Origin of the sequence: Methylophilus sp. (assembly GCF_052173275.1) — a bacterium.
Classification (GTDB): Bacteria; Pseudomonadota; Gammaproteobacteria; order Burkholderiales; family Methylophilaceae; genus Methylophilus.
The window spans coordinates 1,947,144-1,968,646 of the sequence record NZ_JBQMUL010000002.1 but is presented as its reverse complement, the minus strand read 5'-3'; the positions used below and the strand labels follow the sequence as shown (position 1 = coordinate 1,968,646).

Sequence of the window (21,503 nt, the reverse complement as noted above, 5' to 3'; positions counted from 1 at the left end):
ACGGTTAATCTGGTATTGGATTAACGTGCGTAGCGTGCTAAAAACTGGTCCAGTTGCCGGGCAAACGCGTGACGGTCAGACGACTGCATGGCACTTGGGCCTTCGGTTTGCACACCGCTGGCGCGTAACGACTCCATAAAGTCACGCATCGCCAGCCGTTCTCGAATATTCTCCGCCGAGTAAAATTCCCCGCGCGGGTTGAGTGCATGACCGCCCTTTGCTATCACCTGTGCTGCCAGCGGAATATCGGCAGTAATGACCAGGTCACCCGCCACCAGCAACTTCACAATCTCGTTGTCTGCCACGTCAAAGCCTTGGCCAACTTGCATCGCCTTCAGGTAAGGCGATGGCGGCACAAACAATAACTTATTAGCCACGAGTGTGGTGGCTATTTTGGCGCGCTCGGCTGCCCGGAACAGGATTTCCTTGATCACCACCGGGCAGGCATCGGCATCCACCCAAATATGCATTAGCGGTCTCTGGGTTTATTCCTGTTGCCTTGGCCGTTTGCAGGCGATAGTCTGCCCGCGGAGCTGGCACCTGGCTTGGGTGTGAACAAAGCGCCCGCAGGCTTGTTGCCTCCCTGGCGGTGTGCAGGCGGATTGGCCTGATTGCCATTGGCGGCATTCCCTTGCGCAGGCCGGTTTTGCTGAGGCTGACCAGACCTGTTCTGGCCTTGTGCCGGGCGCTGACCATTTTGTGGTTGCGGTGGCTTGCCAGCATTACCGGCTGGCTTGCCCTGTGTCTGGCGGCCCTGACTTTGACGACCCTGCCCCTGGTTCTGGCGACCATTATTTTGTCCGCGTGGACTCTGGCCACGGGGCGGCCGGTCCGGCTCTTCACTGCCTTTTACCGGTGGCTCAAAGCCTTCTACCGCTACGCGCGGGATCTCGCGTTTGATCAAACGCTCAATGTCTTTCAACATTTTGAGTTCTTCACGGTCCACCAGTGAAATCGCAGCGCCGCTGGCACCTGCACGGCCGGTACGGCCAATGCGGTGTACATAATCTTCCGGCACATTCGGCAACTCAAAATTCACTACTTGCGGCAGTTGGTCGATATCCAGCCCGCGTGCGGCAATATCTGTCGCCACCAGTGCCGGAATCGTGCCCGCTTTGAACTCTGCCAATGCCGCCGTACGCGCATTCTGGCTCTTGTTGCCATGAATCGCCATCGCCGGGATGCCATCCTTGACCAGCTTTTCAGCGAGCCGGTTAGCGCCATGTTTGGTGCGCGTGAATATCAGCACCTGTTTCCAGTTATTCTGCTTGATCAGGTGACTGACCATCTCGCGTTTGTGCGCTTGCGGCACCATATGCACGCTCTGCTCGATCAGCGCGTTCGACGCATTGCGGCGCGCCACTTCCACCAGGTCAGGCGCATTCAGCAGGTTATCTGCCAGTTGCTTGATCTCGTCAGAGAAAGTCGCCGAAAACAGCAGGTTCTGACGTTTTTTCGGCAGCAGGGCCAACACTTTTTTAATGTCATGGATAAAACCCATATCTAGCATACGGTCGGCTTCATCCAGTACCAATATTTCAATACCGGATAAGTCCAGCGCCCGCTGCTGCACCAGGTCAAGCAAACGGCCAGGCGTGGCCACCAATATATCCACCGGCTTTTTCAGGCGGGCGATTTGTGCATTCACGCTCACGCCGCCAAACACTACCAGGCTTTTCAGTGGCAAATATTTACCATAAGTCGTCACTGACTCACCGATTTGTGCCGCCAGCTCGCGGGTAGGTGAAAGAATCAGGCAACGAGGTTTTCCAGTGGCCGTGTTTAATGGGGTTTCAGATAACCGGTGCAGAATCGGCAAGGTAAACCCGGCCGTTTTACCGGTACCGGTTTGTGCACCCGCCAGCAGATCGCCGCCGCGCAACACATAGGGGATCGCCTGCGCCTGGATAGGCGTTGGCACGGTGTAACCCGCATCGGCGATTGCGCGCTGTACAGGCGCACATAAGTTTAAATCAGCAAACGTCACGCTTGCAGGGGTATTGTTTTCTATGGACAAAGTCATTCACTTATAGAACGTGCGCGGCCCATATTAAAAAGGCCACGCAACAAATTATTGGGCGCTGGTCTGTTGCGAGTCGCAACACCAATCTGGACAAACGAAGAGGATATTTCTAGAGGTTTGCTAGGCCGCTGTGATGATTGGAAGGTCACAGGGTGCTGGCATTATACGGGATTTATTAAAATAAAAACGTATTACATAATATTTATGGTATTACAAAATATAAAATGTAATACTTTATAAAAATAGGAATACCTATTAAAATAAAACCACCTTATTGATTTGTAATACCAGAAAGGATGACGATGGACATTGTGACCGTATCCCCAAAGTTTCAAGTGGTCATTCCTAAAGATGTACGCCAGATACTGAATATCCATGTTGGCCAGAAGCTTCGCGCTCGAGTTCAGGGTGAGCACATAGAACTGGTGCCGGAACAACCGATGACTGCAGCACGCGGATTCTTACAAGGCATAGATACCAGCGTTGATCGTGAAGAGGATCGCCTATGAATTTGGTCGACTCCTGTGGTTGGCTGGAGTATTTTGCGAATGGCAATAATGCCGACTTCTTTGCACCAGTACTAGAAGATACTGAACACCTTTTAGTACCCGCGCTAGTCGTTTATGAAGTCTGCAAACGTGTGGCATTACAAAGAGGTGAAGCAGCCGCATCATCAGCCGCAGATTTTATGTCACAAGGCATGCCTATCACCTTCGATGCAGACACAGCGCTAAGTGCCGCTTTATATGCTGCCAAGCACAAACTAGCCCTAGCTGACAGCCTGATCTTGCAAACCGCTAAAGAGCATGGCGCGTTACTGTGGACACAAGATGTTGATTTAAAAGATCACGATGGTGTGAAGTACATCGCTAAAACCGTGTAATTCTTTTAATTTACTCTCGCCCGTGCCGTATGCAACTTCCTGTAGCTATCAATCAAGCGATGATGCCTGTCCAGGCCTTCCAGTTTCATACTGGTTGACGTCAAGCCGTAAAAACGCACACTGCCATCTACAGAACCAATCACGGCATCCATCCTGGCATCGCCAAACATCTTGCGGAAGTTAACTTCGTAATCTGCCAGTTCCAGCTCATCATCCAGCATCACTTCCAGCACGACATTCAATGCCTGGTAAAACAAGCCGCGTTCCAGCGTATTGTCGTTGTACTGCAAAAATGCCCCTACCAGGTCCTGTGCTTCTTCAAATTGCTGCAAGGCCAGGTTGATCAATAGCTTTAATTCCAGCACGGTGAGCTGGCCCCAGGCTGTATTCTCGTCAAACTGAATGCCAATCAGCGTGCCGATATCGCCATAATCATCCAGTTCGTTATTCTCCAGGCGATCCAACAGCGCTTCCAGGCTGGCATCGTCCAGTGTGTGCAGGTTCAGGATGTCTTCGCGGAACAACAGCGACTTGTTGGTGTTATCCCATACCAGATCTTCTACCGGGTACACCTCAGAATAACCCGGCACCAATATACGACAGGCAGTCGCACCTAGCTGGTCATACACGGCCACGTACGCTTCTTTGCCCATGTCGGCCAACATGCCAAACATGGTCGCGGCTTCTTCGGCGTTAGCATTCTCGCCTTGACCGGAGAAATCCCACTCAACGAATTCATAATCCGATTTGGCGCTGAAAAAGCGCCACGACACGATGCCGCTAGAATCAATAAAGTGTTCGACAAAGTTATTCGGCTCGGTCACCGCTTCGCTGGCAAAAGTCGGTTGCGGCAAATCATTCAGGCCTTCAAAACTGCGCCCTTGCAGCAATTCGGTCAGGCTGCGTTCCAGCGCGACTTCCAGTGACGGGTGCGCGCCAAACGAGGCAAACACACCGCCAGTGCGCGGGTTCATCAAAGTCACGCACATCACAGGATACTCACCACCTAGTGATGCATCTTTCACCAGCACCGGGAAGCCCTGCTCTTCCAGGCCTTTGATACCCGCCACAATGCCAGGATATTTCGCCAGCACTTCTTGCGGCACATCCGGCAAGGCAATTTCACCCTCAATAATCTCGCGCTTCACTGCCCGCTCAAAAATCTCGGATAAACATTGCACCTGCGCCTCGACCAGCGTATTCCCAGCACTCATACCATTGCTGGCATACAGATTCTCCACCAGGTTAGAGGGGAAATACACCACCTCGCCATCTGACTGGCGCACATAAGGCAGCGAACAGATACCACGCGCTGCATTGCCGGAATTGGTGTCTATCAGGTGCGAACCAAGCAGCTCACCATCGGGGTTATAAATCTCCAGGGTGTATTCATCGAGAATCTCTTTCGGCAGCGCATCTTTACGGCCAGGCTTGAACCAGCGCTCGTTCGGGTAATGCACAAATTCCGTATTGGCAATCTCTTCGCCCCAGTACGACCCGGCATAAAAATGGTTGTTACTCAGCCGCTCGATATACTCGCCCAAAGCCGACGCCAACGCGCTCTCCTTGGTCGCACCTTTACCGTTAGTGAAGCACATAGGCGAATGCGCATCGCGGATATGCAGCGACCACACATTAGGCACAATATTGCGCCACGAAGCGATCTCGATCTTGATACCCAGGCTCGCAAGCAGGCCAGACATATTGGCAATGGTTTGCTCCAAAGGTAAATCTTTGCCGGTAATGTAAGTGAGCGCATCCGCCGCCGGATTCACCATCAGCAACGCCTGTGCATCGGCATCCAGATTAGCCACTTCTTCAATGATAAATTCAGGCCCGGCTTGCACCACTTTCTTCACCGTACAGCGGTCAATAGAACGCAAAATCCCCTGACGGTCTTTGTCGGAGATATCAGAAGGTAACTCGACCTGAATCTTGAAAATCTGCCCGTAACGGTTTTCAGGGTCAACAATATTGTTGTGTGAAAGACGGATATTCTCAGTAGGGATATTGCGAGTGCTGCAATACAACTTCACAAAATAAGCTGCACATAGAGCCGATGAAGCCAGAAAGTAATCGAACGGCCCCGGCGCCGAACCATCGCCTTTATAACGGATAGGCTGATCGGCAATCACCGTGAAGTCATCGAACTTGGCTTCCAAACGTAGCTTATCGAGAAAATTGACTTTGATTTCCATGGGGGAGAATTCCAAGAATGCTGCAAAAAATGCTGAGGGCGCTATTATCTCTCAACACGATGGGGCTGCCTAAGGATAAATTGCAAGCTGCTGATTAAAATCACTTTTTAGAAGATACCGACAGAGGCTTTCATTCCCATAAACAGCTAACTATAGGCATGCGTAACAATTATCGGATAAACCAGACTCTTACTGATACCGATGTTCAGCAAGCGTAAGTTTTCCGGTTTTAGATTCGGACGGAGCTCTGCCAACAAAGCCAAATAAGACACGAAATCAACCCTTCCAGAAGTGGCCAGACATAAGTAATTATTTGGAATATCCCATACCGCTACGCCATAATACTTTTTAAGCAAAGTATCGTTAAAGTCTTTACTGATTGTGGGCTTGATTTCTGGCAATAGGTATTCGGGCGAACAAATTAAAATAGTATTGGCTGGACTAGCACCAGCACAGACAATTCATATTCTGCAGGGTGTTGGTTAATTGAATGTAGAGTTGAGAAAGTTTCAAACATCGTAGCAATTGATATTTGCAGGTACCTGATAAACTAAATAATAACTAAAAACCACCTGCCGTCATTAACTGGTATATCCAAAGTTCTTATTAAAACATGCATTATTTTATTTATTGCAGCATCAATATTTTACGAACTATTGATAGATAAAAATTCCTATCTAGGATGCAGGGGTAATATTTTTACTAAAAATAATAACTTCCGAGCCTTTCACTTTTTGATGCGCACAATAACTTAACCCATATTCAACTTGATGATAGTCTGAATATATTTTCTTTATTTCTGGACAACTATCATAAGAAACGAGCCATGCCTTATTCAAATTATTAAGAGCATCTCTTATCTGCACATGATCGTTATGATCATAATAGTTTCTATATAGACCTTTTCCCTTTACGTAATATGGTGGATCCAAATAAATTAATGCATTTTCTGGGAGTACAGATGCTTTTGTAAAAATTAAATCGACTGCATCCATATTACAGACTTCAATTCGTGAAGAAAAAGAAGCCACTCTTTTAATCCTTTTTTCCAAGCCTTCCTTGTTAAATCTAGCATCTAGTTTATAGTCCCCTGATTGCGCTTTCCCCCCAATCACTCCTCCTTTAATGATTCCAGAACGGTTAGTTCTGTTAAGAAAAAAAGTAGCAAATCCATGTTCAAGAGAAGTATAGTTCTCGGGTGCACTTAAGATATTTTTTTGTATATACCATTGGTCAATAGTAACTGGGGTTTCCTTTAACAACTCCAGAAAGTGTTCTGACATATCAGTAATAGATTTCCAAAAGTTATAAATGCCTAAATCCAAGTCATTAATAACAATTCTTTCGCAAATATCATTAAATAACAAATCTAATCCCACGGCGGCCCCGCCAGCGTATGGCTCCATATAAACCCCACCACGAAGATTATTATTTTCAATAATTGACTTAACATAAGGCGCAAATGAACTTTTGCCGCCAGGATATCTTAAAGGAGTCAACGGATTAGAGTTACCAGCCATATAAATATTATTTGTAGTTATTATTTAGACTCATCGAAAGTCCAATTATGGGGATTAATATCATGTAACGGGGCTGTTTTCTTGAATAAAATATTTAAATTCCTAAAGAATTTATTTATCTGAGCTGTGTTAATTGGGTTTTTTAACCACTCCCCAAAAATCAGTAAAAGGAAATCTTTATGAGTTGAATAAAATCTCTTATTTAACTCTCGCTGTTTCGCACCGGCTTCAATTTTGGCTTTATTAGCTTCAATATCAGATTTAATGTTTTCTAGAAAATATTGTTTACTGTAACCTTGATTTATAAGGTCATCAGAATCCCAGAATTTTGTATCTTTTGAATTATAAAGATTTAATGCATATTCAATTAGAAAATTTTCTGGTGACTGCCCACCTGGCAAACAAATAATTTTGTTAGAAAAATCTTTGCTGTCACAAGACTTATCTCCATCAAGTATACAAATGGCTTGTATAGTTGAAGACTGCAGGCACCTATCTTCAAATATATTTCTTAAATTCTCAGCCCCTAAATTAGCTTTAACTAAATGATAAAACCGACGTACCTGATGAAATCCATCTGCTTTATTTGAACTTTGATCAATATCAGCTTGATAACTGAATAAGAGTTCAATTAAGTCACGTGCCTCTTGATCTTCTGTATATATAGGCAATGATTTATCTTTATAAATCTCAGCATGATTTTTTTGGCTAAGATGCATTTTTATTTTGTAAATATCTGGACTATCTAACTCCTTAAGAGTTAGTACATTATTTACAAAATAGATTACTTTTTGCTTATGTTGAAAAGCATATTCGAGTAAAGAGAGGCTATGAGTAGTAGCAAAAACTTGCACCCTAGACTCTTCAGAAAGCTCTTTCAATTTTTTTAATAGCTTATTCTGAACGCTTGGATGAAGTGTTGCGTCTATTTCATCTATCAAAAGAACGCTCTGGGGAGTATCGTTGTCTCCTAAATTAGCCTTGCTGATTTCATAATAGTATTTCAAAGAGAGCATAGCATTAATAATAACGCTCAGATTGTCTTCTCCAGAAGAGATCGTATTTGAATCCACCCCTTCTTGCTCGCTAATAAACTCCATCCGCGTTTTCAATCCACCCATTTTTTGAGTTGTAATTGTATTTATTGACAATCCAGTAAGATCTTTATAGATTTCACAAGCCTCATGCATATAGCTTTCGGGTAATTTTATTTTTGATAATTTAATATCGTCATCATTTTCATATTCTCCAAAAGGGAGTAGACGAGATAGGCTTAAGTAAATAACAGGGCAAAATGGTAATGATGAGGCACGCCCCTCTTTATACTGAGGCTTTATGTAGTATCTTGGGGTATCACTATTTCGTGTATTGTGTCGACGAAACTCTAACGGCTGCTCCGCATCACTGTTGAAATAAGAAACACCGAATAAATTACCTTTTATACCTGAGGCTGGATCATTAAACTTTTTATCACCTCGAGCGAGGTTTTCCATTTTTGGGTTAATTTGATGATTTACACCCTTTAGTATCTTTAAGAAGTCAGCTTCTATCCATGCACATGCACCTGTAATCGCCTGAAATGAATTACTAACAATGTGGAGGAGTGTCGTTTTACATGTACCATTTGTACCGGAAATTAAATTTACATGTGGAGAAAAGCTGATTGATTGATTTTCGAATTTTTTGTACTTTATAAAATTTATCGCTTTTATCATTTCCACCCCTCAAAGTAATTATTTTTTAGGTAATATTAGTTAATTAACAATTTAACTCATGATACTAATATTGAGTAGATGGATTCAGTGCTGTTTTCACAAAATATTGAATTAGCATTAAATAATGTATACAAAATTGCATAAGTAGTTGCCAAGACATTTGTAATTCCTCCTTTAACTTCTAGCTTTACTTATCGTTGATATCGAAGTTAATTTATGCAAATCACCCTTTAAAGCATTGAATTAAATATGAAAACACTATCTTCAATGTATATACATGTTTAAAAAACTCTGATATCGTGCAAATTATTAAAAAATTACTGTGATTTACACAGAGCGAGACTCGGGGTGACATTAAAAATGTTAGAGCATAATTCTGGGAAATATTTGTATACGATACGCAGCGCGAATGGCGTGCTGGTTGAGAACTTGCAGGTGTATGGCAAATCCCGCACTGAGGCGGATAAGAAGATTCGGCAGATGTATTTGCGTTGTGACATTATCAGCTGCGGGCTGATTGAAGATATCAGGGCACGTGTGCCGAACTTGAAAATGAATTGGGTACGTCCATAACGGTTAGATAAGACTGGCTCTAAGAACCAGGCATGTTTTTAAACTCTAAAGGCGCTTTTTATAAGCGCCTTTTTTATTTGTGGTTTGCCGCTATGATTTAAAACAGGCTTAGATTGCGCGCGCGGACATTGGTTTTGGCGGCCCTTTTTCTGGCTGGCTTTTTCACTGGTGCGTGTGTGGGCGTGAGCGAAGGTTCGTCAAACAGGGATTGCTGCGCCGGGAACATGTCGCTTTGCAGTTGCGCGTTTTGCACATCGAGCCTGAGCTCGCAATCTATGCGGATACCTGATTTGGGTACGCAGCAACAAGGCAGGATTTCATCGGCGGCGATAAATGCCAGGGGTTGTTCAAGATACTCTACTTCGCCCGCCAGCAGGCGCACGCGGCAACCTCCGCAATAACCGCTCCGGCATTGGTACTCTACTTCGTGCCCGGTGCGTTCTAGGCCTTCGAGCAGTGTTTCCTGCGGGATGAGGTTAAAGCGGATGTGCTGGCTTTGTACAACGCTCACGTTGTAATTTGCTCACTGCAGCAATTAAAGTTCGAAATCATTTAGGTCGTCTGCCGACATTTCCGAATCAATCTGACCGATCAGGTAGGAGCTGAGTTCTACTTCCTGCGGGGCGACTTGCACGGTGTCTGACGACAGCCAGGTATTGATCCATGGAATCGGGTTGCTTTTGGCAAGGGGAAATGCAGGTGCCAGCCCGACTGAAGCCATGCGGCTGTTGGTGATGTATTCCACGTACTGGCAGAGGATGTCTTTGTTGAGGCCTATCATGGAGCCATCTTTAAACAGGTATTCTGCCCATTGTTTTTCCTGCTCGGCAGCGGTTTTAAACATCTCGAAGCATTCTTGCTGCAACTCGGCGGCGATCTCGGCAAACTCGGGGTCGTCTTGTCCGGAACGCATGATATTGAGCATATGCTGGGTGCCGGTGAGGTGCAGGGCTTCATCACGCGCGATCAGGCGGATGATCTTGGCGTTGCCTTCCATCACTTTGCGCTCGGCAAAGGCGAATGAGCAGGCAAAGCTGACGTAGAAACGGATCGCTTCGAGGATGTTGACGTTCATCAGGCAGCGGTAGAGCAGTTTTTTCAGCTCGCGCTTGTTGACCGATTTGGTTTCGCCATTGATGATGTGCTCACCTTCGCCCAGCTGTGAATACAGCATGGTCTGGTGGATCAGTTCATCGTAATAATGCGCGATATCCGATGCGCGCGCGGTGATGTTTTCATTGCGCACGATGTCATCAAAAATGATGGAGGGATCATTGACGATGTTGCGGATGATATGGGTGTACGAGCGCGAGTGTATGGTCTCGGAAAACGCCCAGGTCTCTATCCAGGTTTCAATCTCAGGCAATGACACCAGCGGTAGCAAAGCCACGTTAGGGCTACGGCCCTGGATGGAATCCAGCAGCGTCTGGTACTTAAGGTTGCTGATGAAGATGTGCTTTTCATGCTCGGGCAGGCCTTGGTAATCCGAACGGTCCTGTGACACATCCACCTCTTCCGGACGCCAGAAGAATGACAGTTGTTTCTCGATCAGTTTTTCGAATACCGGGTATTTCTGCTGGTCATACCGCGCCACATTGACGGGTTGACCAAAGAACATCGGTTCTTTGAGCTGTTCGTTGTCGATTTTGGTAAAGATGCTGTAGGCCATGGCCGTGTTCCCTGAGTGATAAATGGCTGCGCGGGCGAATTACCTTCATCCCGTTTGCTCACTTATTCCGTTTTTTGTTCAAACCTATTCAACCCATGCGCCTCAGCACATGGATCGTACTACTAATAACTAACGCGCTACTCCAAGAAATGCTGAATAAGCGAGCGAGTGGGATAAAGTGCAAGGCACCCGGAACACAAAAACCGGAATGTACAAGTAGTACATGAGGATTTCGCGTACCGCGTAACGCCGCAATTTGCCCGCGTAGCCGCTTATTTAAATCTTGCAAGCGCCACTCGCACAACCATCATCCTCCGCTTCAGTGCCGCCTTCTGTCGCACCGTCACGCGTGTTATGGTAGTACAGCGTTTTGATGCCCAATTTGTACACTTGCAGCAAGTCTTTCAACAATTGCTTCATAGGCACACGGCCACCTTCAAAACGGGTCGGGTCGTAGTTGGTGTTGGCAGAAATCGATTGGTCGACAAATTTCTGCATGATGCCCACCAGTTTGAGGTAACCCTCATTGTTTGGCATTTTCCACAGCAACTGGTACTGGTCACGCAGGCGGTCTATCTCAGGCACGACCTGGCGCAGGATGCCGTCTTTGGATTGCTTGACGGAAACCAGGCCACGCGGTGGTTCGATACCATTGGTAGCGTTGGCGATCTGGCTGGAAGTCTCTGACGGCATTAAGGCAGTCAGGGTCGAGTTGCGCAGACCATCTTTTTGAATCTCGGTACGCAGGCTCTCCCAATCCAGCAGCAATGGTTCGCTGCAGACGGCATCCAGATCCTTTTTATAGGTATCGATAGGCAAAATGCCTTTGGCGTAAGTGGTTTCCTGGAAGGCACCGCAAGGGCCAAACTCACGTGACAATTGGACCGAAGCCTTGAGCAGGTAGAACTGGATCGCTTCAAAGGTGCGGTGCGTTAGGCCCAACGCTTCATCGCTGGTGTAGTTAGTGCCATTTTTCGCCAGGTAATAAGCGTAGTTGATTACGCCTACGCCCAGTGAACGGCGTTTGTCGGTGGCACTCAGCGCGGCTTTTACCGGGTAATCCTGGTACTCAAGCAGGGCATCCAGTGCGCGCACCACCAGGTCGGCCAGGCCTTCCAGCTCGTCCAGTGATTCCAGCGCACCCAGGTTGAAGGCGGATAAGGTACAAAGCGCGATTTCGCCTTCGGTATCGTTAATGTCATTCAGGGCGTTGGTCGGCAGCGCGATTTCCATGCACAGGTTGGATTGGCGCACTGGTGCAACAGCCGGGTCAAACGGGCTGTGCGTATTGCAATGGTCTACGTTCTGGATGTAGATACGGCCAGTACCGGCACGCTCCTGCATCATCAGCGAGAACAACTCAACGGCTGGCAACGTGCGTTTGCGTATGCTGTCATCGGCTTCGTACTGGGTATACAGGCGCTCGAATTCATCCTGGTCGGCAAAGAAGGCGTCGTATAAGCCGGGCACATCATGTGGCGAGAACAAGGTGATGTTCTGGCTTTTGATCAGGCGCTGGTACATCAGGCGGTTGATCTGCACGCCGTAATCGAGGTGGCGCACGCGGTTTTCTTCCACACCACGGTTGTTTTTCAACACCAGCAGGGATTCGACTTCCAGATGCCAAAGCGGATAGAACAAGGTTGCCGCACCGCCACGCACACCGCCTTGCGAGCAGGATTTCACGGCAGACTGGAACAGTTTGTAAAACGGCAGGCAGCCGGTATGTTGCGCTTCGCCGCCACGGATCTCACTACCCAGGGCGCGGATACGGCCAGCGTTCACGCCGATACCGGCACGTTGCGACACATATTTCACAATGGCGCTGGTCGTGGCATTGATACTATCCAGGCTATCGCCACACTCGATCAGCACGCAAGAGCTGAACTGGCGCGTGGGTGTACGCACGCCGGACATGATAGGCGTAGGCAGCGAGATCTTGAAAGTAGATACGGCGTCATAAAAACGCTTGATCAGGTCCAGACGCGTTTGGCCTTTGTAGTTGGCGAACAGGCACATCGCGACCAGGATGTACAGGAACTGCGGGCTCTCGTAGATCTTCTTGGTGACGCGGTTCTGCACCAGGTATTTACCTTCCAGCTGCTTGACCGCCGCATAGGAGAAGTTCATATCGCGCCAGTGGTCGATATAGCCATTCAGCACATCGAATTCTTCACGGCTGTAATCACGCAGCAAGTGCTGATCGTATTTGCCAAGCTCAGTCAGGTTGGTGACATGGTCAAACAGGTGCGGTGGCTCAAACTGGCCATAGGCGATCTTGCGCAGGTGAAAAATCGACAGGCGGGCTGAAAGGTACTGGTAATCCGGCGTTTCTTCCGAGATCAGGTCAGCGGCGGATTTAATGATGGTTTCATGAATGTCGTCAGTACGAATGCCATCGTAAAACTGGATATGGGAGCGCAACTCAACCTGCGACACTGACACATTGTTCAGGCCCTGTGCTGCCCAGTCAATCACACGATGAATCTTATCGAGATTGATAGGTTCCTTGCGGCCATCACGCTTGGTGGCTTGCATGGATTCGTATTGTGACATTGATGGCTCCCAAATTCAGGAAGCGGAAGGACTACAGCAAAGACGCAAACGCAACACATATTCAGGCCGGGCAAAACCCGGCACCATGATGATTGCACTGCTACTGCCGAGGACACCCCGCCTCTAACGTTAACAAGTAAAAAAACAGACGGTCGGTCTCCTGGCTCTCAGGTCATGATTATTTGCGGTCGCCTTCCCGAATCTCTTCAGTGGCTTAAGTGTTCGCAAACAACTCGCTGATCACAGTTGCGGGGGCAGCCCTGGCTTGATGACCGCTGCGCGGGTTCACGCACCAGATTCCCTTTTAAATGCCGAAGAAGTGTTTCTTCTGCAAACCGTATGGGCACGACTATAAATCAATATCTATGGCTTTTCAATCAGACAAAACACAAGATATAGTTGTGAAGTCTAGCTTTGCTATACAAGGTACTGTTTCTATTAAAGAATATATTCAAAGAATTTTTTTAATATATTTTTTGCGAATATGCATTGCATTTTTAGTTGAATTGCGCATTGAATGTTACAAAGCTGAAACATATTCATCAGCACAGCTAAAATGAAAACCGGCCATGATGGCCGGTCTTTAAATGATCAACAATGGTGTGTATAAACATTAGTCGCTATTGATCCGTGATGACTAAACGCTTACATCAAAAACACCCGCTGTAAGCTTGATAAAGTGTCATCTTATTCAAGTGTCATTTTATAAAGTCCCACGTATCGTCAGCATGAAGTTTTGCGGATCACCGTAAAATGTTTGCAATGCATCCAGGTAGTAATGCTTGTCGAACAGGTTGTTGATATTCAGTGCCGCTGTCCAGCGGTTATCAATCTTGTAGCTGGCCTGCGCGCTCCAGATGGCATAACCACTTTGCTCACGCTTCACATTATCGACTGTCGTGGTGAATCCGGTCCTGCTTTGCATGACGACCCCGCCGCCGATAGAGAATCTGTCCCAATCACCGTGCAACTTGTAGGTGTTCCAGGCACGGAACAGGTTGCGCGGGTTATGATCGCCGTTCAGACGCACGCCATTCAGGTTGGTGTCGCCAGCCATGACATATTTGGCATCGTTAAAGGTATAGCCGGCAAATACTTGCCAGCCTGGCAATACTTCACCGCTGATCTCAGCGTCTATGCCCTGGCTTTCCTGCTTACCTGCATTGATGTAGCAAGCACCGCCGGAAGGTGAGCCCGCACAAGTGACTGAATTCAACGGGTCGATAATGGCGCCGTTAGACTGCTCAATTTTAAATAGCGTCAGTGCCGTATTCAGTTTGCCTTGATAAAACTCGCCCTTGATGCCCGCCTCGTAGTTTTTGCCAGTGGCAGGCTGTAACGCGCCACCCCCTGCGGTGAAGGTATTACTTTGCGGTTTAAAGATCTCCGTGTAGCTACCATAGAGTGACCAGTTGTCATTCACACTATAAATCAGCGCAGCATAAGGCGTGACCTCGTTGGATTGCTTGTAAGCACCATTGAATGAGCTTTCATAGTCATACCAGCTGACTCTGCCACCCAGGATCAGCTTGAGCGGATCAGCCAGTTGCAACCTGACATTGCCATACAGGCCCTGCCTGGTTTCCCTGGAATCCAGCGCAGCGGCGTAAACGCCTGGGTACACACGTGGCACTTGTGACAGGTTCAGGTTATTGTAGTCAATGGGATATTGCGGCGTATAGGCGGTGCGGGCCGTCCTGCTGGATGGCATTTCATTTTGCTGCCAGTTGGCACCGGCAAACACTTCGTGCGTCTGCCCGAACGCGTCAAACTTGCCGACCACCTGCGCGTCCAGCGCGGTTGTTTCATACAACACCCTGGAGAACTCCGCACGCAAATAACGCTGGCCAGCCAGTGTCTGCGGGTTGATCCTATCATCCGTAGGGCGGATGATCTGGTCTTCCCTGTCGTTGCGCTGATACAGCGCACTCAGCTTGAACTTCCAGGCATCATTAAAGTGGTGCGTGATATCGGCAAACACTTCTTGCGTCTGGCTTTCATACCCTGTCCAGCTCGGGCCTAGCGAGGTAGAACGTGGCAGGTTCAAATTGCTGCCATTGGTAGACATCGGCAAGCCACCGCGCCAGCGCCCGCCATACTGGTGGAAATCCTGGTAACGCATGCCGATGGCGGCGACCGTGTTTTCACCAAGGTCAGCTTCCAGCATGCCATAGAGCAGCGGCAATTTGCTGTGCGCTTCATCATAGAAATAATGCCTGTCTTCATAACCGGCAATCAGGCGGCCACGCAGTGTGCCAGCAGCATTGAGCGGGCCGGTGATATCCGCATCCAGGCGATAATAATCCCAGCTCCCTGCCCGTCCGGTCACCTGCAACTGCTGCTCGGCCAGCGGGCGTTTGCGCACCATGTTCACGGTACCACCCGGGTCACCGTTGCCGATCAACAGGCCAGGCGCGCCGCGCATCACTTCGATACGGTCTAGCATGATGGTATCCGGCGGAGTGCCTATGCCGCCATACTCGCCCATGGGCACACCATCGACCATGAAATTGCCGATCTCGAACCCGCGTGAGAAATAAGAAGAATGGCCATAGCCGCGCAGTTGTTTGGTCACACCTGTCGTCTGCGTCAACACACTGTCCAGCGTAGTCAGGTTCTGGTCATCCATGCGTTGACGCGTGATCACACTGACTGATTGCGGTGTTTCACGCAGGGTCTGCTCACTTTTACCTATGCTGACAGCTTTTGCAGTATATGACCTGGTGCCTTCACTGATGGCTGCGGATTCGCGTACCTTGCTGTCAATAACTTTGACTTCAGGCAGGATGGCATGGCCACTCTCATCGCGCACGGACGCCGCCTTGCGTAACTTCCAGTTGCCGCTACGGTCTGCAACCGCTTCCAGGCCACTGCCGTTGAGCAATCGCTGGAAACCCTCATTCACGCCATAAGCACCCTGCAAGCCTTTGCTTTGCAGGCCTGTGGTCAGCGTCGGGTTCAAGGAAAGATTGATGCCGCTGGCACCAGCGAAGGTGGCCAGGGTCTTATCCAGCGTACCCGCAGCGATATTGTAAGTTTGCCTGTTTTCGATCGCCGTTGTGTCGGCAGCACAGGCATGCATGCTGGCGGTACCAGTCATGACCACCCAGGCCAGTTGCAATGCGACGCATGCTGCTTTGCGTTTCAGCCGCGGCCCTTGATTACCTTGTTGCATATGAATTCCTGTTCATTGGTTTTTGATTGTTACATTCCCAATGTCAGGCGAAATTTAAAAAGGGGACAAGCCAGGTACATCGCTACCAAAAAAATTGAAAGTATCCAGGGGTAGAAGAACTATGCGCGGCCACTTAAAGTGACCCAGTAGGGGGTACGTTGCTGCACGACCACAGGTAACGTATCTTCCAGCGCGGCCAGAATACTGTCTGTGTTATTGAGCTGGAAGACCCCGGACACTTGCAGATGCGCGATGTCCGCATCGCAACGCATGATACCGGGGCGATAGCGTGCAAGTTCATCGACAAACTCGGCCAACGGCATTTTCACCACGTACAACATGCCTTCAGTCCACGAAGTCAGCGTTTCATCCAGTGGCCGCGGTGCCTGCAGTGCATGTGCGGTCAGGCTGCTCTGCATGCCAGCCTGAATAATACCGTCCTGTTGCCGTGCAGCGACTGGCGTGGCTTGCACTGCCCCTTCCAGCACGGCAAGCCGGGTCAGTTCAGGCTGCTGGCGCACGGTAAATCGGGTGCCCAGCGCACGCAAATGGCCTTCAGCCGTTTGCACGATCAATGGCCGGTGTGCAGGTGCGGTATCGGGTGCGGTTTGAATGAGGATCTCCCCTGCCAGCAGGCGGATCATCCTGAAGTCACGTGTGAATTCCACATTGACGGCACTGGCGGTATTCAATAACATGCGGCTGCCATCCGCCAGCACGATCTGGCGGCGCTCGCCGGTGGCCGTGCGGTAATCTGCCATCCATTGCCGCCACGGGCTATAGCGATACGCCAGCAAGCCGCCGGGGATGGCGACCATGCATGCCGCCAATGGCTTGATAAAATCTCTGCGGCTCATTGTTTGGCTCATGGGCCTGTCCAGCACCGGCATGGCGATACCTGCCGGCACTTGCGCCAGCTTTTGTGTCAGCAACCCGGCATGCTGCCAGGCCTGTTCATGCTCAGGGCTGGCGGCGCGCCAGTCGGCAAGTTTGCTTTTTTCTGCTGCTGTCATGCTGCCGGAATGCCACAACGCCAGCCACTTGGCGGCCTGGCGGATGGTCATTTTCTGCGTAGTCTCCATACTCATCTCAGTACGCCTACAGCATGGCCAGCAGGCATTGTTCAAATGCCTGCGCCATGTAACGTTTCACGGTGCGGGTTGAAATATGCAGCTGCTGCGCGATCTGGTCATAGGGCAGCCCTTCCAGTTGCGAGAGCAGGAAAGCCCGCCTGGCGTTTTCAGACAGCCCATCCAGTATCGCGTCTATCTCATGCAGGGTTTGCAGAATCAGCAAGCGTTGCTCAGGCGAGATAGTCTCTGGTTCAGGCAGCACGGCCAGGGCCTGCATATACGCCTGCTCCAGAGAAAGCCGCTGATAGTAATTAGCCAGTAATCGCTTGGCGATGGTAGTCAGGAAAGCCCGCGGCTCTTTGATCTCGGCCACCTCACTGCGCGAGGAGAGTATGCGGGTGAAGGTATCCTGTGCCAGGTCATCCGCCTGATGACTACAACTGAGTTTGCGCCGCAGCATAGTCACCAGCCAGCCATGGTGCGCCTGATACAGTTCAGCCAGGGTTAAATGCCTGGGATTTAAATGTGAGGAATTTAAATGCGAGGGCGCTTGTTGGTCTGACATGGGTATTGAATGGACGTAGGAGTCATATGAAAAAATGCAGGCCCTATGACTGATATCCGGGAACCAGCAAGCATGATACATCAAATGATAATGGTTCTCATTATAACCCAAAATCTCGCACTACGTGAATGCAGTCTGAGTATGACAGACTGAATCAAACTGTGAGTGCTCATTCACAGCGGCTACAGAGCCTGTCCGCCGGACCTAATCAGCTGGCTGGCCGCGCCCATCCTCCACCGAGTGCGCGATACAAATCAATCGACGCCTGCAACCTTTGTTGCCTGATCTGCACGTTGACATCCTGCGCTGTAAACAGCGTACGCTGGGTATCCAGTAAAGTCAGCATGGTTTCCGCCCCGGCCTGGTAGCGGGACTGGGCGAAGCTGAATGCGCGTTCAGCATTTTCCAGCGCTTCGGACTGGGCCACCGCCTGTTGCTCCAGGCCGCGGATACGGTTCAGTGCAGCCTCCACATCGGCAAACGCCGCGATAATGGTCTGCCGGTAATTGGCGAGCAGTTCCTGCCTGCGTGCTATGGCCACGTCACGCTGCGCCGCCAGCCGCCCCGCATTAAAAATAGGCGCGGCCAGGCCAGCGGCCAGGCTGTAAAGCGGGTTATCCAGCACATTGCTTAAATGATCACCGCGGCTCAACACACCGCCACTCAGCGTGATGCTGGGCAGCATGACTGCACGCGCTACCTGGATATCCGCCTGTGCAGCCAGCAATGCGGCCTCAGCACTGGCGATGTCCGGCCTGCGCACCAGCAGGCTGGCGGGCAAACTGGTGCTGGCCGGCGGCACTTGTACCTCTGCCAGCAAGCTATTACCAAGCGGCAATTCAGTGAGCGGCTGGGAGAGCAAGGTCGCGAGAATCGCCTCGGTATTGCCCTGCTGTTGTTTAAGTAATGCCAGGATACGGCGTTGTGAGGCCACCAGCCCTTGTTGCTGGGCCAGCGCCAGCTGATTGACCGCACCCGCACGGTAGCGCGATTGCACCAGGCCAAGCACTTTTTCAGCATTTTCAAGATTCTGCTGCGCAATCAATATCCGTTCGCGCAGGCCGGTGAGTTCCATCCAGGTATTGGCCACACTGGCAGTAATAGACAAGCGCACACTGTCGCGGTCAAACACCGTGGCATCCACCCTGGCCAGCGCACCTTGATAAGCCGAGCGGTTCTTGCCCCAGAAATCAATTTCGTAACTGGCCACCAGGGCAGCAGAATAGTTGCTTAAAGCAGACGCATCACTCCCGCCCCCCAACCTGCGCTGACGCCCGGCACTGGCGGTGGCTGCCACTTCAGGCAACAGGGGCGCGCCTGCCACTACGGCCAGCTTCTGTGCCTGCGTCACGCGTGCGACCGCTGCGGCAATATCGTAATTGGCTGTTTGCGCACGCTGCACCAGATCATCCAGCGCTGTATTTCCAAATGCCTGCCACCAGTCGCGCTCCAGCTTTGCATCCGCAACATCCGCCTGGTGTCGCCATTGAGCAGGCACCACGGTCAGGCCATCGTCCGCATTCAGTTGCAAAGGCTTTAACTGGCTGCATGCTGCGAGCAGCATTGCCAGGGGTATCAACAGAGTAGAGTTCATATTATTCATTCGCTAGCGCCACCACAGGGTCCAGGCTGGCGGCCTTGCGTGCTGGCATAAAACCAAATACCAGGCCGGTCACCACTGAACAGAAAAAAGCACCCAGTATCGCCGTCAGTGAAAAAATCACCGGCATGCCAAACAAGACCAGTGCGATACCTATGGATAAACCGATGACTACGCCTGTGACACCACCCACCGTGGTCACCAGCACCGCCTCGGTCAGGAATTGTTGCAGGATGTCACGCTGGCGGGCGCCCGTTGCCATGCGGATACCGATCTCGCGCGTGCGCTCGCGCACCGTCATCAGCATGACATTCATCACGCCTATGCCGCCCACTACCAGTGACACGACAGCGATCAGGGCGAGCATAAAACCCATGCTATCCTGGGTTTTGGCTTGTGCCGCGATCCAGGCCGCCGCGTTCTCGATTTGAAAATCACGCACACCATGACGGCTGAAAAGCAAGCTTTCCACACGCTCTGCCACTGCATCTATCACCGCCATGTCTTTGACTTCCAGCGTGACATAGCTGGGCTCACGTTCACCGAACACGCGCAGGCTCGCTGTTGAATAGGGGATAATGACCAGGTCGTCATCACTTTGATCACCGGTGACTGCACCTTTGGAAGCCAGCACACCTATTACCTGAAACGGCACATTGCCTATCAGTATGGTTTCACCGATCGGGTTTTCGATATCCGGCATCAGGTTCTGCACCAAGCGCTGTCCCATCACCGCGACCGTGGCCATGCGTGCATCATCTTCTTCGGTAAAAAATGAGCCTTTGATCACCGGCCACGACAGCATGCGTGACATGGCAGCGCGTGACCCTTTAATGCGCGTTTGTGCATCTTCATTGCCAAACCGCACTACTTTACTGCCGGAAAAATTAGGTAATACATAACTGATCTGCGGCAAATCCCCCAGTGCTTCTATATCGGTCGCACTGATGCCGCGCCCCGGAATACGCGAGCTCTCGCGCTTGGGATAGACATAGATGTGGTTGGTGCCAAACGCGCCCAACTCAGCGACTACCCGCTCTTTGGTGCCCATGCCTACGGCCAGCATGACGATCACCGAAGCGACACCGATAATAATGCCTAACAGTGTCAGCCCGGTACGGAAGCGATTGACCCACATCACGCGCCAGGCCGCGCGACAGGCTTCCAGTATGTCGCCACGCCATTGAATGCCGCTATCCCCGGCGGCAAAGGTCAGTGCAGGGATTTTCCTGGTTTCAGTCGTATCGTCTGCCGTTGTGCTGGCAAACCCTGTATCACTGATCACATGCCCATCACGGATCTCAATCACACGCCGGGCGCGTGCAGCCACATCACGGTCATGCGTGATCAGGATAATGGTATGGCCTGCGTCTGCCAGCTCATTCAGCAGGCACATGACTTCTTCGCCACTGCGTGAATCCAGCGCGCCGGTTGGCTCATCTGCCAGAATAATATGCCCACCATTCATCAAGGCGCGGGCGATGGAGACACGTTGCTGCTGGCCGCCGGACAATTGCTGTGGCCGGTATTGCAAGCGCTCTTCCAGCCCAAGCCTGGTCAGCAAAGTCTTGGCACGCTCAGCGCGTGCAGATTCAGTCATGCCAGCATACAGGGCTGGCATTTCCACATTCTCCTGCGCTGTCTCGGTAGTGATGAGGTGATACCCCTGGAACACAAAACCAAATGCCTCGCGTCGCAGCCAGGCCAGCTCATCTGAATCCATCAGCGCAACATTCCGTCCGGCAAAGTGGTAATGCCCGCTGCTGGGTTTATCCAGGCAACCGAGGATATTCATCAGGGTGGATTTTCCGGAACCCGATGCACCGACGATGGCGACAAATTCACCGGCATGGATATCCAGTGAAATACCGTGCAAGATCTCTACGCGCGGCTGGTCAACGCCGCCGTAATGCTTGCGGATATCACGCAAGGAGATCAATGGCTGGGCCATAT

The 21,503-nt window shown here is 50.2% G+C and carries 17 protein-coding genes and 1 riboswitch; of the genes, 3 read left to right on the top strand and 14 right to left on the bottom strand.

What is annotated here, in order from left to right; translation table 11 throughout:
• Nucleotides 1–20: 20 nt before the first annotated feature.
• Nucleotides 21–470, bottom strand: a complete 450-nt coding sequence (locus tag ACTS9Y_RS10775) for a YaiI/YqxD family protein (RefSeq protein WP_442585927.1) — start codon at nucleotides 468–470, stop codon at nucleotides 21–23.
• A complete protein-coding gene (locus ACTS9Y_RS10770; protein ID WP_442585926.1) occupies nucleotides 470–2,023 on the bottom strand; it encodes a DEAD/DEAH box helicase in 1,554 nt (517 codons plus the stop codon). Before ACTS9Y_RS10770 ends, ACTS9Y_RS10775 begins: the two co-directional genes overlap by 1 nt.
• Nucleotides 2,024–2,334: 311 nt before the next feature.
• Between ACTS9Y_RS10770 and ACTS9Y_RS10765 the strand changes: the two genes are divergently transcribed.
• Nucleotides 2,335–2,532 (top strand): AbrB/MazE/SpoVT family DNA-binding domain-containing protein, encoded by a 198-nt coding sequence (locus ACTS9Y_RS10765; protein ID WP_442585925.1) that lies wholly within the window; start codon nucleotides 2,335–2,337, stop codon nucleotides 2,530–2,532.
• Nucleotides 2,529–2,906 carry a type II toxin-antitoxin system VapC family toxin gene (locus ACTS9Y_RS10760; protein WP_442585924.1) on the top strand — a complete coding sequence of 126 codons (378 nt, stop codon included), beginning with the start codon at nucleotides 2,529–2,531 and terminating at the stop codon, nucleotides 2,904–2,906. The genes ACTS9Y_RS10765 and ACTS9Y_RS10760 overlap by 4 nt, the downstream gene beginning before the upstream one ends.
• A 5-nt stretch (nucleotides 2,907–2,911) precedes the next feature.
• Here ACTS9Y_RS10760 and ACTS9Y_RS10755 read toward each other — a convergent pair whose 3' ends face one another.
• The 4 genes from ACTS9Y_RS10755 to ACTS9Y_RS10740 form a co-directional block, all read right to left on the bottom strand.
• On the bottom strand, nucleotides 2,912–5,104 hold the full coding sequence (locus ACTS9Y_RS10755) for an OsmC domain/YcaO domain-containing protein (RefSeq protein WP_442585923.1): 2,193 nt from the start codon (nucleotides 5,102–5,104) through the stop codon (nucleotides 2,912–2,914).
• Between the two features lie 146 nt (nucleotides 5,105–5,250).
• On the bottom strand, nucleotides 5,251–5,505 hold the full coding sequence (locus tag ACTS9Y_RS10750; protein WP_442585922.1) for an RlmF-related methyltransferase: 255 nt from the start codon (nucleotides 5,503–5,505) through the stop codon (nucleotides 5,251–5,253).
• Nucleotides 5,506–5,781: 276 nt separating this feature from the next.
• Nucleotides 5,782–6,624: a DNA adenine methylase gene (locus tag ACTS9Y_RS10745; RefSeq protein ID WP_442585921.1), complete on the bottom strand. Its 843-nt coding sequence runs from the start codon at nucleotides 6,622–6,624 to the stop codon at nucleotides 5,782–5,784.
• A gap of 20 nt (nucleotides 6,625–6,644) precedes the next feature.
• A complete protein-coding gene (locus ACTS9Y_RS10740; protein ID WP_442585920.1) occupies nucleotides 6,645–8,339 on the bottom strand; it encodes an AAA family ATPase in 1,695 nt (564 codons plus the stop codon).
• Between the two features lie 360 nt (nucleotides 8,340–8,699).
• Between ACTS9Y_RS10740 and ACTS9Y_RS10735 the strand changes: the two genes are divergently transcribed.
• Complete coding sequence (locus tag ACTS9Y_RS10735) at nucleotides 8,700–8,912, top strand: hypothetical protein (RefSeq protein WP_442585919.1); 213 nt, start codon at nucleotides 8,700–8,702, stop codon at nucleotides 8,910–8,912.
• Between the two features lie 97 nt (nucleotides 8,913–9,009).
• On the opposite strand, the gene yfaE is transcribed toward ACTS9Y_RS10735, so the two are convergent.
• From yfaE to ACTS9Y_RS10695, 8 genes are all read right to left on the bottom strand, one after another.
• Nucleotides 9,010–9,423, bottom strand: a complete 414-nt coding sequence (gene yfaE, locus ACTS9Y_RS10730) for a class I ribonucleotide reductase maintenance protein YfaE (RefSeq protein WP_442585918.1) — start codon at nucleotides 9,421–9,423, stop codon at nucleotides 9,010–9,012.
• Nucleotides 9,424–9,447: 24 nt separating this feature from the next.
• Nucleotides 9,448–10,581 (bottom strand): class Ia ribonucleoside-diphosphate reductase subunit beta, encoded by a 1,134-nt coding sequence (nrdB, locus tag ACTS9Y_RS10725; protein WP_442585917.1) that lies wholly within the window; start codon nucleotides 10,579–10,581, stop codon nucleotides 9,448–9,450.
• A 276-nt stretch (nucleotides 10,582–10,857) separates the two neighbouring features.
• The gene (nrdA, locus tag ACTS9Y_RS10720) at nucleotides 10,858–13,137 is read right to left on the bottom strand and encodes a class 1a ribonucleoside-diphosphate reductase subunit alpha (RefSeq protein WP_442585916.1); all 2,280 of its coding nucleotides are present in this window, start codon (nucleotides 13,135–13,137) and stop codon (nucleotides 10,858–10,860) included.
• 133 nt (nucleotides 13,138–13,270) lie between these two features.
• A riboswitch (cobalamin riboswitch) is annotated at nucleotides 13,271–13,492 on the bottom strand.
• Between the two features lie 348 nt (nucleotides 13,493–13,840).
• A complete protein-coding gene (locus ACTS9Y_RS10715; protein WP_442585915.1) occupies nucleotides 13,841–16,312 on the bottom strand; it encodes a TonB-dependent siderophore receptor in 2,472 nt (823 codons plus the stop codon).
• A gap of 119 nt (nucleotides 16,313–16,431) precedes the next feature.
• On the bottom strand, nucleotides 16,432–17,400 hold the full coding sequence (locus tag ACTS9Y_RS10710) for a FecR domain-containing protein (RefSeq protein WP_442585914.1): 969 nt from the start codon (nucleotides 17,398–17,400) through the stop codon (nucleotides 16,432–16,434).
• A gap of 10 nt (nucleotides 17,401–17,410) precedes the next feature.
• Nucleotides 17,411–17,950: a sigma-70 family RNA polymerase sigma factor gene (locus ACTS9Y_RS10705; protein ID WP_442585913.1), complete on the bottom strand. Its 540-nt coding sequence runs from the start codon at nucleotides 17,948–17,950 to the stop codon at nucleotides 17,411–17,413.
• A gap of 208 nt (nucleotides 17,951–18,158) precedes the next feature.
• Nucleotides 18,159–19,553 (bottom strand): efflux transporter outer membrane subunit, encoded by a 1,395-nt coding sequence (locus ACTS9Y_RS10700; RefSeq protein WP_442585912.1) that lies wholly within the window; start codon nucleotides 19,551–19,553, stop codon nucleotides 18,159–18,161.
• Nucleotides 19,546–21,501, bottom strand: a complete 1,956-nt coding sequence (locus ACTS9Y_RS10695) for a MacB family efflux pump subunit (protein ID WP_442585911.1) — start codon at nucleotides 21,499–21,501, stop codon at nucleotides 19,546–19,548. Before ACTS9Y_RS10695 ends, ACTS9Y_RS10700 begins: the two co-directional genes overlap by 8 nt.
• Nucleotides 21,502–21,503 lie beyond the last annotated feature (2 nt).

Excerpts from the sequence above, each read along its gene's own strand:
- ACTS9Y_RS10775 (WP_442585927.1), bottom strand. The coding sequence starts at position 470 with ATGCATATTTGGGTGGATGCCGATGCCTGCCCGGTGGTGATCAAGGAA.
- ACTS9Y_RS10770 (WP_442585926.1), bottom strand. The coding sequence starts at position 2,023 with ATGACTTTGTCCATAGAAAACAATACCCCTGCAAGCGTGACGTTTGCT.
- ACTS9Y_RS10760 (WP_442585924.1), top strand. The coding sequence starts at position 2,529 with ATGAATTTGGTCGACTCCTGTGGTTGGCTGGAGTATTTTGCGAATGGC.
- ACTS9Y_RS10755 (WP_442585923.1), bottom strand. The coding sequence starts at position 5,104 with ATGGAAATCAAAGTCAATTTTCTCGATAAGCTACGTTTGGAAGCCAAG.
- ACTS9Y_RS10745 (WP_442585921.1), bottom strand. The coding sequence starts at position 6,624 with ATGGCTGGTAACTCTAATCCGTTGACTCCTTTAAGATATCCTGGCGGC.
- ACTS9Y_RS10740 (WP_442585920.1), bottom strand. The coding sequence starts at position 8,339 with ATGATAAAAGCGATAAATTTTATAAAGTACAAAAAATTCGAAAATCAA.
- ACTS9Y_RS10735 (WP_442585919.1), top strand. The coding sequence starts at position 8,700 with ATGTTAGAGCATAATTCTGGGAAATATTTGTATACGATACGCAGCGCG.
- nrdB (WP_442585917.1), bottom strand. The coding sequence starts at position 10,581 with ATGGCCTACAGCATCTTTACCAAAATCGACAACGAACAGCTCAAAGAA.
- nrdA (WP_442585916.1), bottom strand. The coding sequence starts at position 13,137 with ATGTCACAATACGAATCCATGCAAGCCACCAAGCGTGATGGCCGCAAG.
- ACTS9Y_RS10715 (WP_442585915.1), bottom strand. The coding sequence starts at position 16,312 with ATGCAACAAGGTAATCAAGGGCCGCGGCTGAAACGCAAAGCAGCATGC.
- ACTS9Y_RS10710 (WP_442585914.1), bottom strand. The coding sequence starts at position 17,400 with ATGAGTATGGAGACTACGCAGAAAATGACCATCCGCCAGGCCGCCAAG.
- ACTS9Y_RS10705 (WP_442585913.1), bottom strand. The coding sequence starts at position 17,950 with ATGTCAGACCAACAAGCGCCCTCGCATTTAAATTCCTCACATTTAAAT.
- ACTS9Y_RS10700 (WP_442585912.1), bottom strand. The coding sequence starts at position 19,553 with ATGAATAATATGAACTCTACTCTGTTGATACCCCTGGCAATGCTGCTC.
- ACTS9Y_RS10695 (WP_442585911.1), bottom strand. The coding sequence starts at position 21,501 with ATGGCCCAGCCATTGATCTCCTTGCGTGATATCCGCAAGCATTACGGC.